The sequence below is a fragment of the Vibrio fortis genome (assembly GCF_000695685.1).
In the GTDB taxonomy this organism is placed as follows: domain Bacteria; phylum Pseudomonadota; class Gammaproteobacteria; order Enterobacterales; family Vibrionaceae; genus Vibrio; species Vibrio fortis_A.
Window position 1 is genome coordinate 23,737 of the sequence record NZ_JFFR01000001.1, and the last position, 13,850, is coordinate 37,586.

15 protein-coding genes are annotated in these 13,850 nt (G+C 46.2%); 14 read left to right on the forward strand and 1 reads right to left on the reverse strand.

Annotation, left to right across the window (positions count from 1 at the left end; all coding sequences use genetic code 11):
* Window positions 1–26: 26 nt before the first annotated feature.
* Entirely contained in the window at window positions 27–1,445 is a 1,419-nt protein-coding gene (gene dnaA / locus VFDL14_RS22715) for a chromosomal replication initiator protein DnaA (RefSeq protein WP_032548623.1), read from the reverse strand.
* Window positions 1,446–1,755: 310 nt separating this feature from the next.
* Between dnaA and VFDL14_RS22710 the strand changes: the two genes are divergently transcribed.
* From VFDL14_RS22710 to VFDL14_RS22650, 14 genes are all read left to right on the forward strand, one after another.
* Window positions 1,756–2,505 carry an amino acid ABC transporter substrate-binding protein gene (locus VFDL14_RS22710; protein ID WP_032548624.1) on the forward strand — a complete coding sequence of 250 codons (750 nt, stop codon included), beginning with the start codon at window positions 1,756–1,758 and terminating at the stop codon, window positions 2,503–2,505.
* A 118-nt stretch (window positions 2,506–2,623) separates the two neighbouring features.
* A complete protein-coding gene (locus VFDL14_RS22705; protein WP_032548625.1) occupies window positions 2,624–3,295 on the forward strand; it encodes an amino acid ABC transporter permease in 672 nt (223 codons plus the stop codon).
* Window positions 3,292–4,029, forward strand: coding sequence for an amino acid ABC transporter ATP-binding protein (locus VFDL14_RS22700; RefSeq protein ID WP_032548626.1), 738 nt, complete (start codon window positions 3,292–3,294; stop codon window positions 4,027–4,029). The genes VFDL14_RS22705 and VFDL14_RS22700 overlap by 4 nt, the downstream gene beginning before the upstream one ends.
* Before the next feature lie 206 nt (window positions 4,030–4,235).
* Window positions 4,236–4,370 carry a 50S ribosomal protein L34 gene (gene rpmH / locus VFDL14_RS22695; protein WP_004735800.1) on the forward strand — a complete coding sequence of 45 codons (135 nt, stop codon included), beginning with the start codon at window positions 4,236–4,238 and terminating at the stop codon, window positions 4,368–4,370.
* A gap of 45 nt (window positions 4,371–4,415) precedes the next feature.
* Window positions 4,416–4,739 (forward strand): ribonuclease P protein component, encoded by a 324-nt coding sequence (rnpA, locus tag VFDL14_RS22690; protein WP_032548627.1) that lies wholly within the window; start codon window positions 4,416–4,418, stop codon window positions 4,737–4,739.
* Window positions 4,706–4,963 (forward strand): membrane protein insertion efficiency factor YidD, encoded by a 258-nt coding sequence (gene yidD / locus VFDL14_RS23745; protein ID WP_084181753.1) that lies wholly within the window; start codon window positions 4,706–4,708, stop codon window positions 4,961–4,963. The genes rnpA and yidD overlap by 34 nt, the downstream gene beginning before the upstream one ends.
* A gap of 2 nt (window positions 4,964–4,965) precedes the next feature.
* On the forward strand, window positions 4,966–6,585 hold the full coding sequence (gene yidC, locus VFDL14_RS22685; RefSeq protein WP_032548628.1) for a membrane protein insertase YidC: 1,620 nt from the start codon (window positions 4,966–4,968) through the stop codon (window positions 6,583–6,585).
* A 138-nt stretch (window positions 6,586–6,723) separates the two neighbouring features.
* Window positions 6,724–8,085, forward strand: a complete 1,362-nt coding sequence (mnmE, locus tag VFDL14_RS22680) for a tRNA uridine-5-carboxymethylaminomethyl(34) synthesis GTPase MnmE (protein ID WP_032548629.1) — start codon at window positions 6,724–6,726, stop codon at window positions 8,083–8,085.
* A 45-nt stretch (window positions 8,086–8,130) separates the two neighbouring features.
* The gene (gene mioC / locus VFDL14_RS22675; RefSeq protein WP_032548630.1) at window positions 8,131–8,565 is read left to right on the forward strand and encodes an FMN-binding protein MioC; all 435 of its coding nucleotides are present in this window, start codon (window positions 8,131–8,133) and stop codon (window positions 8,563–8,565) included.
* Between the two features lie 483 nt (window positions 8,566–9,048).
* Complete coding sequence (mnmG, locus tag VFDL14_RS22670) at window positions 9,049–10,944, forward strand: tRNA uridine-5-carboxymethylaminomethyl(34) synthesis enzyme MnmG (RefSeq protein WP_032548631.1); 1,896 nt, start codon at window positions 9,049–9,051, stop codon at window positions 10,942–10,944.
* Window positions 10,944–11,576: a 16S rRNA (guanine(527)-N(7))-methyltransferase RsmG gene (gene rsmG / locus VFDL14_RS22665; RefSeq protein WP_032548632.1), complete on the forward strand. Its 633-nt coding sequence runs from the start codon at window positions 10,944–10,946 to the stop codon at window positions 11,574–11,576. The genes mnmG and rsmG overlap by 1 nt, the downstream gene beginning before the upstream one ends.
* Window positions 11,577–11,590: 14 nt before the next feature.
* Complete coding sequence (locus VFDL14_RS22660) at window positions 11,591–12,364, forward strand: ParA family protein (RefSeq protein ID WP_032548633.1); 774 nt, start codon at window positions 11,591–11,593, stop codon at window positions 12,362–12,364.
* A 23-nt stretch (window positions 12,365–12,387) separates the two neighbouring features.
* Complete coding sequence (locus tag VFDL14_RS22655) at window positions 12,388–13,269, forward strand: ParB/RepB/Spo0J family partition protein (protein ID WP_032548634.1); 882 nt, start codon at window positions 12,388–12,390, stop codon at window positions 13,267–13,269.
* Window positions 13,270–13,459: 190 nt separating this feature from the next.
* Window positions 13,460–13,849, forward strand: a complete 390-nt coding sequence (locus VFDL14_RS22650; RefSeq protein ID WP_032548635.1) for a F0F1 ATP synthase subunit I — start codon at window positions 13,460–13,462, stop codon at window positions 13,847–13,849.
* Window position 13,850: the final 1 nt, after the last annotated feature.

Consider the following 13,850-nt stretch of genomic DNA (forward strand, 5'->3'; position numbering starts at 1 on the left):
TTATCTCTGGTTAAGAATACTGTGTATTAAGAAGAAAGGGTACGGATCAGGTTAGAATAGTCTTCTTTAATGTCGTGGCTCTCTTCACGAAGCTGAGCAATTTTACGACACGCGTGCAGAACCGTGGTGTGGTCACGACCACCAAATGCATCACCAATCTCAGGTAAGCTGTGGTTGGTTAGCTCTTTCGCCAGTGCCATCGCCAATTGACGTGGGCGCGCAACCGAGCGAGAACGACGCTTAGACAGTAAGTCCGCTACTTTAATCTTGTAGTACTCCGCCACTGTCTTCTGAATATTATCGATAGTAACCAGCTTCTCTTGCAGTGCCAGTAGGTCACGCAGCGCTTCACGTACAAAATCGATGGTGATTGGACGGCCTGTGAAGTTTGCGTTAGCAATGACACGGTTCAATGCACCTTCAAGCTCACGGACGTTTGAGCGCAGTCGCTTAGCGATAAAGAATGCCACTTCATCAGCCAAGTGAATCTGGTGGTCTTCCGCTTTCTTCATCAAGATCGCAACGCGAGTCTCTAGTTCAGGTGGCTCGATCGCAACCGTTAGGCCCCAACCGAAACGAGATTTAAGACGATCCTCTACCCCGTTGATCTCTTTTGGATAACGGTCAGAAGTTAGAATGATCTGTTGATTGCCTTCCAGTAGCGCATTAAAAGTATGGAAGAACTCTTCTTGAGAACGCTCTTTATTGGCAAAGAATTGGATGTCATCGATAAGCAGTGCATCAACACTACGGTAGTAGCGTTTGAATTCTTCAATCGCGTTGTTTTGTAGCGCCTTTACCATATCCTGAACAAAACGCTCAGAGTGCATGTACACCACTTTAGCGTTCGGCTTACCATCAACAATCGCATTACCTACCGCGTGCAATAGGTGAGTTTTACCTAGGCCGGTACCGCCATATAGAAATAGTGGGTTGTAAGCTGCGCCTGGGTTATCCGCAACTTGGCGTGCTGCTGCTAAGCCAAGTTGGTTCGACTTACCCTCAACGAAGTTGTTGAACTTGTGTTTAGGGTTCACGTTTGAACGGTGGTTAAGGTCGACCTCTGCTGCAGGCTCTTCATCATCCCATGTCTTGTGAACAGGTTTACGAGCTTGAAGTTGTGCCGGAGCCGAAGATTCAGCTGCAACATCAGCGGCTGTGCGCGCTGGCTTAGGGGCTGCAGGCTTAGGCGCCGATACCGGTTTACTTCCCACTTCAAAATGAAGATGTGGGATATCGTTACCGCAATACTCTTGCAGTAGACGGTTAATGCTATTTAGGTACTTATCACGCACCCAATCCAACACGAAGCGGTTCGGTGCAAATAGAGTAAGAGTATTGTCATTGAGCTCCGCTTGTAACGGACGAACCCACATACTGAATTCTGTAGCTGGTAGCTCTTCTTGAAGCTGTTGCAAACATTGCAACCAAAGCGAAGATGACACGGTGCCCCCACTCTATTTAAGTTATTTGAAATGACGGGCAATTTTACCTGTTGATAAATCAGATCGCCAGCAATTGATCGCGGATCCAGTGAATAAGATCCAAGTTATTCACAATAATTTTAGCCAAAATGTCTGGATCCACACAAATTGCCCCAAATTTACTCACATAATGATCCACTTATGCCCGGATCCTGTCTAGTTATCCCCAAAATTAGAATTCAATCTGGTTATGGTTAATAACATCTGGTTATTTATTCTATTGACTGTTTTCCCAGTAACATCTCACCCCATAATGATAAGGAGTTACCAAATGAAAAACTGGGTTAAAGCTGCAATTGCGGCTATCGCACTATCTGCTGCTACTGTTCAAGCTGCCACTGAAGTAAAAGTAGGCATGTCTGGCCGTTATTTCCCGTTCACGTTTGTGAAGCAAGATAAGCTACAAGGCTTTGAAGTGGATCTGTGGGATGAAATTGGTAAACGTAATGACTACAAAGTGGAGTACGTAACAGCGAACTTCTCTGGTCTATTCGGTCTTCTTGAAACAGGTCGTATCGATACGATCTCAAACCAAATCACAATGACAGACGCACGTAAGGCAAAATACCTATTTGCTGACCCGTACGTGGTTGATGGCGCACAGATTACTGTACGTAAAGGTAACGACAGCATTAAAGGCATTGAAGACCTAGATGGTAAAACCGTTGCGGTTAACCTAGGCTCAAACTTTGAACAGCTGCTACGTAACTACGACAAAGACGGCAAAATCAATGTAAAAACTTACGACACAGGTATTGAGCACGATGTAGCACTAGGTCGCGCAGATGCTTTTGTTATGGACCGCCTATCAGCTCTTGAGCTAATCAAGAAAACAGGTCTACCGTTGCAACTAGCAGGTCAACCTTTCGAAACTATCGAAAACGCATGGCCATTTGTTGATAACGAAAACGGTAAGAAGCTTCAAGCAGAAGTAAACGAAGCACTTGCAGCTATGCGTGCTGACGGTACGCTAGAGAAAATCTCTGAGAAGTGGTTTGGTGCGGACATTACTAAGAAGTAATTACTCACTCTAAACAGCCATAACCCACTGCTTTTCTCTGCAGTGGGTTTTTCTTTTTCTAGTCACTAATAACCACAACACATTACCCAACGCCTGACATAACCAAACGAGATAGATTATGGGATTTGACTTTAATTACATGCTGGAGTTGCTACCGATACTGTTTAAGTATCTAGGCACAACCATGGAGATGGCAATATGGGGCCTATTCTTTGCCCTGATCCTGTCTGTGATACTAGCAAACATTCGTGTATTCAAAATCCCAGTACTGGATCAACTCAGCCAACTCTATATTAGCTTCTTCCGTGGTACCCCACTGCTGGTACAGCTATTCTTGCTTTACTACGGCTTACCGCAAGTGTTCCCATGGATGGTTGGCTTAGATGCCTTCAGTGCCGCTGTTATTGGTTTAACATTGCACTTCGCCGCCTACATGGCAGAGAGTATTCGTGCCGCGATTATTGGTATCGACCGCAGCCAAATGGAGGCGAGCCTTTCGGTAGGTATGACGACCAGTCAGGCGATGCGCCGCGTGATCCTGCCACAGGCGACACGTGTCGCTCTACCGTCACTGATGAACTACTTCATTGATATGATTAAGTCGACCTCGCTTGCCTTCACCCTTGGTGTGGCTGAAATTATGGCAAAAGCGCAAATGGAGGCCTCTTCAAGCTTCCGCTTCTTCGAAGCGTTCTTAGCCGTGGCACTTATCTACTGGGGCGTAGTGGTAATTTTAACTCGCATCCAACTATGGGCCGAAGCGAAACTGAATAAGGCGTATGCACGATGATCAAATTAGAAAATATCCACAAGCAGTTTGGAGAGACGGAAGTCCTTAAAGGTATCGACCTTGAAATCCAACAAGGTGAGATTATCGTCATCATCGGTTCGAGTGGTACTGGCAAGTCAACCCTATTACGTTGCGTGAACTTTCTAGAGCACGCCGATCAGGGCTCGATTGCGATTGATGACATCAAGGTGGACGTTGAAAATCACACCAAAGCAGAGGTGTTAGCGCTGCGTCGCAAGACCGGCTTTGTCTTCCAAAACTACGCTCTATTTGCGCATCAAACTGCCAAGCAAAACATCGCTGAAGGTTTGATCACGGTACGAGGTTGGAAGAAGCAGCAAGCCTATGAAAAAGCACAACAAATACTTGATGATATTGGTCTAGGCGACAAAGCTGATAGCTACCCTGCGGCGCTCTCAGGCGGCCAACAACAGCGTGTGGGTATTGGCCGAGCCATGGCCCTTCAACCAGAGCTACTTCTGTTCGATGAACCGACTTCTGCACTCGATCCTGAATGGGTCGGTGAAGTACTTAACCTAATGAAAAAACTGGCAAATCAGCATCAAACCATGCTGGTGGTTACCCATGAAATGCAGTTCGCGAGAGAAGTCGCGGATCGAGTGATCTTCATGGCTGACGGCCACATTGTCGAGCAAGGATCTCCACAGGATATTTTTGGTAATCCACAAGATCCTAAATTAAAAAAATTCCTAAATAAGGTTGGGATCGAGTAAGGATCCTTGAGATTTTAGAGATTCTACGTATAATCCCCCGACCGGAATTTTAGTTAACCCAATCATTGACACTTTTTGTGACAGTGATTACAATTCCGCCTCTTTGTTGAGAGGCGTCGGTTCTCCTTTCTTTATATAAAGAGGGAAACAATGCCCACGCCGGGTTTAACAAAAACCTAAAACTACTGATCAGTAAGGTAATTACAATGAAACGCACTTTTCAACCTACAGTTCTAAAGCGTAAGCGTACTCACGGTTTCCGTGCTCGCATGGCTACTAAGAACGGTCGCGCAACAATCAATGCACGTCGTGCAAAAGGCCGTAAGCGTCTTTCTAAGTAATCTTTGATTATTTTGAAAAAGCTAGCCTTCGGTCGGGAGTTACGCTTGTTAACTCCCGAACATTATCAAAATGTCTTCAAGCAAGCTCATCGAGCTGGCTCCCCTCATTTCACCATCATTGCTCGTAAAAACTCTCTTTCAAATCCTCGTCTTGGATTAGCCGTTCCGAAAAAGCAGATTAAAACCGCCGTTGGTCGCAATAAATTTAAGCGCCTATGCCGTGAAAGCTTTCGTAACAATCAACACAAACTTCCTAACAAAGATTTTGTTGTTATTGCTAAAAAGAGCGCGCAAGATTTGAGCAATGAAGAAATGTTCAAATTATTAGACAAATTATGGCTTCGCCTGTCTCGCCCTTCGCGTGGTTAGCGCTAATACCTATCTATTTTTATAGATGGTTCATTAGTCCACTCATTGGCCCTCGCTGCCGATTTACTCCAACCTGCTCTTTATATGCGATAGAAGCGTTGAAAGCTCACGGTTTTGTAAAAGGGTGTTGGTTATCAGGCAAACGTCTATTAAAATGCCATCCTTTGAACGAAGGGGGCTATGACCCCGTTCCACCAGTCCAAAAACAAGACAGAGATAAATAACGATGGATTCTCAACGTAATATCCTGTTAATCGCACTGGCTCTGGTATCTTTCTTACTTTTCCAACAGTGGAACGTAGCGAAGAACCCAGCACCACAAGCGGTTGAGCAGGCACAATCTGGCAGCACTCTACCAGCGCCATCTTATGCAGACGACCTAGATCCAGCTCCGGGTCAAGTTGCTTCAGCAAAAGCTATCACAGTAACCACTGATGTACTGACTCTGTCAATTGATACGGTTGGTGGCGACGTGGTATCGGCAAGCCTTAACGACTACTCTGCTGAATACGATTCAGAAGACAGCTTTGTTCTACTTAAGAACGAACCTGGTCACCAATTCATCGCTCAAAGTGGTCTTGTTGGCCCACAAGGTATCGACCTAAGCAGCACGAACCGTCCAAGCTACACAGTTTCAGCTGACAGCTTCACACTGGCGGATGGTCAAGATGAACTACGCATCCCAATGACCTACCAAGCGAATGGCCTTGATTACACGAAAACATTCATCCTTAAGCGCGGCAGCTACGCGATTGATGTTGAATACGATGTCGTGAACAACTCAGGCAACAACGCAACATTTGGTATGTACGCTCACCTACGTCAAAACGTAATGGATGACGGCGGTAGCCTAACAATGCCAACTTACCGTGGTGGTGCTTACTCTACGGAAGATACGCGTTACAAAAAATACAGCTTCGACGACATGCAAGATCGCAACCTGTCTCTTAACCTAGCAAACGGTCAAGGTTGGGCAGCGATGATCCAACACTACTTTGCGAGTGCATGGATCCCACGCGACGAAGCAGGCAGCAACCTTTACACTCGTGTAATTGGCAACCTTGGCGACATCGGTGTTCGCATGCCAAACAAGACGATTGCAAATGGCGACCAAGCAAACTTCACAGCAACACTATGGGTTGGTCCAAAACTTCAAGACCAAATGGCTGAAGTTGCTCCGAACCTAGACCTAGTAGTGGACTACGGCTGGCTATGGTTTATTGCTAAACCACTTCATACTCTGCTTTCGTTCATCCAAGGCTTTGTATCGAACTGGGGTGTAGCGATCATCATCCTAACATTCATCGTTCGTGGTGCTATGTACCCACTAACGAAAGCTCAGTACACGTCTATGGCTAAAATGCGTATGCTTCAGCCTAAGCTGACTGCAATGCGTGAGCGTATTGGCGATGACCGTCAACGCATGAGCCAAGAAATGATGGAGCTTTACAAGAAAGAGAAAGTAAACCCACTAGGTGGCTGTTTACCTATTCTTCTACAAATGCCTATCTTCATTTCTCTATACTGGGCACTAATGGAGTCTGTTGAACTGCGTCACTCACCGTTCTTCGGTTGGATTACTGACCTTTCAGCACAAGACCCTTACTACATCTTGCCACTTCTAATGGGTGCTTCAATGTTCCTAATTCAGAAGATGAGCCCGACAACAGTAACGGATCCAATGCAGCAGAAGATCATGACCTTCATGCCGGTTATGTTCACATTCTTCTTCCTGTTCTTCCCATCTGGTCTGGTTCTTTACTGGCTAGTATCGAACATCGTAACTCTGATTCAGCAAACGCTTATCTACAAGCAGCTGGAGAAGAAAGGCTTACACTCTAAGTAAGCGTTACGCAGTCGGTAAGACTAAGAGTTAAAAGAAAGGCGGCCAAAAGGTCGCCTTTTTGTTTTGGGCTGATTACAATTCAGCTAATTAATTAATCGTGAGCGCCCTGTCGGCGTTCACTTGCTAGCAGGCACAACTATGACTACAGATACGATTGTTGCTCAAGCGACCGCGCCCGGGCGTGGTGGTGTCGGTATTATCCGCGTTTCAGGCCCACAGGCAGCTCAGGTTGCTCTAGAGGTCACTGGTAAGGTTTTAAAACCTCGCTACGCTGAGTACCTGCCATTCAAATCTCATGATGGTATTGAGTTAGACCAAGGTATTGCCCTTTACTTCCCTAACCCGCACTCCTTCACAGGTGAAGATGTTCTTGAGCTTCAAGGTCACGGTGGCCCTGTGGTTATGGACATGTTGATTAAACGCATCCTAACCATCTCAGGTGTACGTGCTGCACGTCCGGGCGAGTTCTCAGAGCGCGCATTCCTCAATGACAAAATGGATTTAACCCAAGCAGAAGCGATTGCTGACCTGATTGATGCAAGCTCTGAAGAAGCGGCAAAATCGGCGCTCCAGTCACTGCAGGGTGAATTCTCAAAGCGCATCAACACGCTGGTGGAGTCACTGATCCACTTACGTATCTATGTTGAGGCGGCAATCGACTTCCCAGAAGAAGAGATCGACTTCCTAGCCGACGGTAAAGTAAGTGCTGACTTACAGGCTATCATCGACAACTTGGAAGCGGTTCGCCAAGAGGCTAACCAAGGTGCCATCATGCGTGAAGGCATGAAGGTGGTGATTGCTGGTCGTCCTAATGCGGGTAAATCGAGCCTACTCAACGCACTATCTGGTAAAGAGTCCGCTATCGTAACTGATATTGCTGGTACCACACGTGACGTACTGCGTGAACATATCCACATTGATGGCATGCCACTGCATATCATCGATACTGCAGGCCTGCGTGACGCATCTGATGAAGTCGAGAAAATCGGTATTGAGCGTGCTTGGGAAGAGATTGAACAAGCAGACCGAGTGCTATTTATGGTGGATGGCACAACCACAGACGCGACCGACCCGAAAGATATCTGGCCTGATTTTGTTGATCGCCTACCAGCTAACATCGGTATGACAGTGATCCGTAATAAAGCCGATCAAACGGGTGAAGAGCTGGGGATCTGTCATGTGAATGACCCTACGCTCATTCGTCTATCGGCGAAAACAGGCCAAGGCATTGATTCTCTTCGTAATCATCTAAAAGAATGCATGGGCTTTGCTGGTGGCCATGAGGGCGGCTTCATGGCACGCCGACGCCACCTTGATGCACTGGAACGCGCATCAGAGCACCTGGATATTGGCCAGCAACAGCTTGAAGGCTATATGGCAGGTGAAATTTTGGCAGAAGAGCTGCGTATTGCTCAACAGCACCTTAACGAGATTACCGGTGAGTTCAGCTCAGATGACCTACTCGGTCGCATCTTCTCTTCTTTCTGTATTGGTAAATAAAAAAATAGGGTGAGCATAGCTCGCCCTTTTTATAAGGAAATATCCATGATCCACATTATTACGGGCAGCACACTCGGTGGGGCTGAATACGTTGGTGATCACCTAAATGATCTGCTCGAAGAACAAGATCAGGCGATCACACTCCACAATCAACCTGAGTATGCATCGATCCCGCAGCAAGATACTTGGTTGATCGTTACATCAACCCATGGTGCAGGTGAATTCCCAGACAATATCAAGCCATTCATTGCCGATCTGACCGAGCAAGCACCTCAACTCGATAAGGTTCGTTTTGCTGTGATTGCGATTGGTGACTCAAGCTACGATACCTTCTGCGCCGCAGGCCAAGCCGCCCATGAGTTATTAACAAATCTTGGCGCACAAGCGATTTCTGACTGTTTTACCATCGATGTATTGGAGACTCCGGTACCCGAAGACGCTGCAGAAGAGTGGTTTAACAATCATAGTGAGCAGTTTTAGAGCTCTATAATCGATAAGAAAGCGGCTTTCGCCGCTTTTTTTGTACCCAAAACCACCAGCTGTGAATAACTTTTACCAATGAAATGGCACTTTTTTCTTATTTATTGCCATTTTCCTTGTGGATAAGATCATAGAAATACAGTGATTAACCTATAGTTATCCAAATAACAACTTAAGATCACTTTTTGGGGTGTGCATAAGTGGCCTTTTTGATCCCAGCTAATCCTCATCCTGATCAAAATTAGATCACACCATTTGATCCAAAAAAGATCCATGATCTTGTTGATCATTTTTGAGTTATCCACAGAACCTCTCGATCCTAATAATAGATCCAATAAAAGATCTCTTTAAAGATCTTATCTATATTAATTAAAAATAGCGTTCCTGAAAAATTCCAAAAACGTTTTCTCACGCTATGAAAACAGGTAGAATATCGCTCCTTTTTATCTGTCTAGAAATCGTTTGAATACCTGAGGTCGGTTCATGCTTTATCACGAAAAATTTGACGTCATCGTAGTCGGTGGCGGCCATGCAGGAACGGAAGCCGCACTCGCATCTGCGCGTACTGGTCAAAGTACGTTACTCCTTACTCACAATATCGACACCCTGGGACAAATGTCTTGTAACCCAGCGATTGGTGGTATTGGTAAGGGACACTTAGTAAAAGAAGTCGATGCAATGGGTGGATTGATGGCTCAAGCCATTGATCATGCAGGTATTCAATTCCGTACTCTTAACGCCTCTAAGGGACCTGCGGTTCGTGCTACGCGCGCTCAAGCTGACCGTGCCCTGTACAAAGCGTACGTTCGCAGCACCTTAGAAAACACACCAAACCTGACTCTGTTCCAACAGTCAGTGGATGATTTGATCGTAGAACAGGATCAAGTCGTCGGTGTTGTGACGCAAATGGGACTAAAATTCAATGCTAAGGCTGTGGTATTAACGGTTGGTACATTCCTAGGCGGTAAGATCCACATAGGTATGGAAAGCTCATCAGGTGGTCGCGCGGGTGATCCGCCATCGATCACATTGGCTCAGCGTCTGCGTGATCTTCCTTTCCGTGTTGATCGCCTTAAAACGGGTACTCCACCGCGTATTGATGCTCGCAGCGTCGATTTCTCTGAACTTGAGGTTCAGCACGGTGACAACCCAACACCTGTTTTCTCATTCATGGGTAACCGTGCGCAGCAGCCACGCCAAATCCCGTGTTATATCACGCACACTAATGAATCTACTCATGAAGTGATTCGCAACAACCTAGACCGCAGCCCAATGTATGCGGGCGTGATTGAGGGTATCGGTCCACGTTACTGTCCTTCTATCGAAGATAAGGTGATGCGTTTTGCAGATAAGAACAGCCACCAGATTTTCATCGAGCCAGAAGGCCTAACCACGCACGAGCTATACCCAAATGGTATCTCGACCAGCTTGCCATTCGATGTTCAGGTGCAGATTGTTCGCTCAATGAAAGGCTTCGAGAATGCACATATCGTGCGTCCAGGCTACGCAATTGAGTACGATTTCTTTGATCCACGTGATTTAAAACAGACCTACGAGACTAAGTTTATCAAGGGTCTATTCTTTGCGGGCCAAATCAACGGTACCACTGGTTACGAAGAAGCAGCAGCGCAAGGCTTAATGGCCGGTTTGAACGCAAGTCTGTTTACTCAAGGCAAAGAAGGTTGGAGCCCACGTCGTGATCAGGCTTACATGGGCGTATTGATTGACGACCTATCCACCATGGGTACTAAAGAACCGTATCGCATGTTTACTTCGCGTGCTGAATACCGTCTGTTACTGCGTGAAGACAACGCCGATATCCGTTTGACGGAGAAATCTCGTGAACTTGGTTTGATTGACGATGCGCGCTGGGCGCGTTTCAACGAGAAAATCGAGAACATGGAAAAAGAGCGTCAGCGCCTGAAAGAGACTTGGATTAACCCGAAATCTGAAGACATCGATGCACTTAACCAGATCCTAAAAACGCCAATGTCGCGTGAAGCGAGCGGTGAGGATCTTCTGCGTCGTCCAGAAATGACTTATTCACAACTGACGGCTCTGGATCGTTTTGCTCCAGCTTTAGACGATCAACAAGCTGCAGAACAGGTTGAAATCCAAGTGAAATACGAGGGTTACATTCAGCGTCAGCAAGATGAGATCGAAAAGTCGCTGCGTCACGAAAACACCAAACTGCCTGTTGATCTCGATTACAGCCAAGTGAAAGGCCTATCAAACGAAGTGGTGCTTAAGCTTTCAACGGCGAAACCAGAATCGATCGGCATCGCTTCTCGAATTTCTGGTATTACGCCAGCAGCGATTTCTATCCTGTTGGTTTACTTAAAGAAACATGGCCTACTGAAGAAAGGTGAGGAAGCATAATGAGCGCACTACGCGAAAAACTGGATCTCCTGATCAGCCAGACCGACCTAGAAGTATCAGATAAACAACGTGGCCAACTGGTTGGTTACGTTGAACTGCTCAATAAATGGAACAAGGCGTATAACCTAACTTCGGTTCGCGACCCGATGGACATGATGGTGAAACATATCTTAGATAGCATCATTGTCAGCACTCACTTACAGGGTAAGCGTTTTATTGATGTCGGTACGGGTCCAGGCCTTCCTGGTATCCCGCTCTCAATTATGAATCCTGATTGTGAGTTTTTCTTGTTGGATAGCCTTGGAAAGCGTATTCGTTTTATCAAGCAAGTCGTACATGAGCTGGGTATCGACAACGTGACACCTGTTCAAAGTCGCGTTGAAGAGTTCCAGCCAGAAGAAAAGTTTGACGCTGTGCTCAGTCGTGCGTTTGCATCAATGACAGACATGGTTGAGTGGTGTCATCATTTACCTAAAGAGCAATCCGGTGTATTTTTGGCTCTTAAAGGACAACATCCTAGAGACGAAATGGACCAGTTACCGGACTGGTGTTCAGTAACTGACATCAAAGCTTTGCAAGTTCCAGAGCTTGATGGAGAGCGTCATCTAGTAACGTTATCGCGTCAGGGATAATCAGCGAGGCCATAGTGGGTAGAATTGTAGCAATTGCCAACCAGAAAGGTGGTGTAGGAAAAACAACAACTTGCATTAATTTGGCAGCCTCTATGGCCGCCACAAAGCGCAAAGTTTTGGTTGTCGATCTCGATCCACAGGGTAATGCCACTATGGCAAGCGGTGTTGATAAGTATCAGGTTGAAGCAACTGCTTACGATTTACTGGTTGAAGACACACCTTTTGATGAGGTAGTTTGCCGCAGTACGTCGGGAAACTACGATCTCATCGCAGCCAACGGTGATGTTACCGCGGCTGAAATCAAGTTGATGGAAGTGTTTGCGCGTGAAGTGAGGCTTAAGAATGCCCTCGCGTCAGTTCGCGATAACTATGATTTCATCTTTATTGATTGCCCCCCTTCTCTAAACCTTCTTACAATTAATGCGATGGCTGCGGCGGACTCTGTTTTGGTTCCGATGCAGTGTGAATACTTTGCGTTAGAGGGTTTAACTGCCTTGATGGATACCATCAGTAAACTGGCAGCTGTTGTGAATGAGAATCTGAAGATCGAAGGCTTACTTCGTACTATGTATGATCCTCGCAACCGCTTGTCGAATGAAGTATCTGATCAACTCAAGAAGCATTTTGGTAGCAAGGTCTACCGAACTGTGATCCCTAGAAATGTACGTCTTGCTGAGGCTCCAAGCCATGGCAAACCAGCGATGTACTACGACAAATATTCCGCCGGTGCAAAAGCCTACTTGGCACTTGCTGGTGAGATGTTACGTCGTGAAGAAGTCCCAGTTTAAATCAAACCAAAGGAATTCGCTCAATGTCTAAACGTGGTTTAGGAAAAGGGCTAGATGCATTACTTGCAACTAGCTCAATGGCTCGTGAAAAACAGCAAGTCGCTTCTCATAGTCAGGCTCTCTCTGCCGATGGTGAGTTAACCGAACTTGCGATTGGCAGCTTGAAGCCAGGTGTCTATCAGCCACGTAAAGACATGGCGCCAGACGCGCTTGAAGAGTTAGCGGCGTCGATTCAATCTCAAGGCATCATCCAGCCGATCGTTGTTCGTCCACTATCGCAAGATCACTATGAGATCATTGCCGGTGAGCGTCGTTGGCGTGCAGCTCGCCAAGCAGGCCTAAAGCAGGTGCCATGTTTGGTGAAAAAGGTTGAAGATCGCGCGGCAATTGCGATGGCTCTGATTGAGAACATTCAGCGTGAAGACTTGAATGTCATCGAAGAGGCGCAAGCGCTAGAGCGTCTACAGAACGAGTTTGAACTAACGCATCAGAAGGTCGCTGAAGTGATTGGTAAATCACGCACTACAGTGAGTAACCTTCTACGTCTCAATCAGCTAGCAGCACCAGTGAAAGAGTTGGTGGTGACTAAGCAGCTTGAAATGGGTCATGCTCGCGCATTGTTGGCGCTCGAAGGCGAGCAACAAGTCGAGGCAGCGAACACCGCTGCACGCAAGCAATTGACGGTTCGCCAGACCGAACAACTTGTCAAAAAGTGCCTAAAACCAGAGGTTGAAGCGGAAACTCAGCCGCAAGACCAAGAAGCCATCGAACTTTCACGAAGACTGACGGAAAAATTGCAAGCAAACGTTACAATTGTCCGAACTGGTACAGGAAAGTCAAAAGTGACGATTACACTTGATGAGCCTCACAAATTAGAGCAACTTATTGCCAAGCTAGAGGACTAAATGAGATAATTGACTTAGGTCAATAATGTAATAAACAATAATTTTCGTACGAAAGTTGTCGGTTTGTATACAAAAATGTAAATGATTGCTGCGTTTTTATTGCAATCAGTTTGGCTGAACGTATAATTTTCGCCAATTTCTCAGCACGCTTTTAAGCGGTGGTAAGTGGGCTTAAAAGAGGAACGAATACATGGTAGCGGCGTTAGCAAGACCAGGACGAGTGCTTGCAAAGCAAATGTTATTGATCGAGCTTAGCGCGGTTATATTAGTGGCGGTGGGGTTAGGTTTAGCTGTTAATCCTGATTGGGGTTTTGCTTCACTGGTGGGTGGCGGTATTTTTGTCATTGCCAATGTGGTGTTTTGTGTGTGTGCTTTTCTTTTTTGTGGGGCGCGTGCAACGAAACTGGTTGCAGCGTCGTTCTATGCAGGCGAAGCATTAAAAATCTTAATCACAGTTTTACTATTCTCTATTGTCTACATGTATATGCAGGTGGAATTAATTCCCCTCAAACTGACCTATTTACTGGCTCTCGGTATTAATATCTTTGCGCCAGTGCTTTTCATTAACAATAAGAAATAGG

Bases quoted from the DNA above. Each gene is read 5' to 3' on its own strand.
- VFDL14_RS22705 (WP_032548625.1), top strand. From the start codon at position 2,624: ATGGGATTTGACTTTAATTACATGCTGGAGTTGCTACCGATACTGTTT.
- VFDL14_RS22655 (WP_032548634.1), top strand. From the start codon at position 12,388: ATGTCTAAACGTGGTTTAGGAAAAGGGCTAGATGCATTACTTGCAACT.
- VFDL14_RS22710 (WP_032548624.1), top strand. From the start codon at position 1,756: ATGAAAAACTGGGTTAAAGCTGCAATTGCGGCTATCGCACTATCTGCT.
- mnmE (WP_032548629.1), top strand. From the start codon at position 6,724: ATGACTACAGATACGATTGTTGCTCAAGCGACCGCGCCCGGGCGTGGT.
- VFDL14_RS22650 (WP_032548635.1), top strand. From the start codon at position 13,460: ATGGTAGCGGCGTTAGCAAGACCAGGACGAGTGCTTGCAAAGCAAATG.
- rpmH (WP_004735800.1), top strand. From the start codon at position 4,236: ATGAAACGCACTTTTCAACCTACAGTTCTAAAGCGTAAGCGTACTCAC.
- rsmG (WP_032548632.1), top strand. From the start codon at position 10,944: ATGAGCGCACTACGCGAAAAACTGGATCTCCTGATCAGCCAGACCGAC.
- yidC (WP_032548628.1), top strand. From the start codon at position 4,966: ATGGATTCTCAACGTAATATCCTGTTAATCGCACTGGCTCTGGTATCT.
- mnmG (WP_032548631.1), top strand. From the start codon at position 9,049: ATGCTTTATCACGAAAAATTTGACGTCATCGTAGTCGGTGGCGGCCAT.
- VFDL14_RS22700 (WP_032548626.1), top strand. From the start codon at position 3,292: ATGATCAAATTAGAAAATATCCACAAGCAGTTTGGAGAGACGGAAGTC.
- yidD (WP_084181753.1), top strand. From the start codon at position 4,706: ATGGCTTCGCCTGTCTCGCCCTTCGCGTGGTTAGCGCTAATACCTATC.
- mioC (WP_032548630.1), top strand. From the start codon at position 8,131: ATGATCCACATTATTACGGGCAGCACACTCGGTGGGGCTGAATACGTT.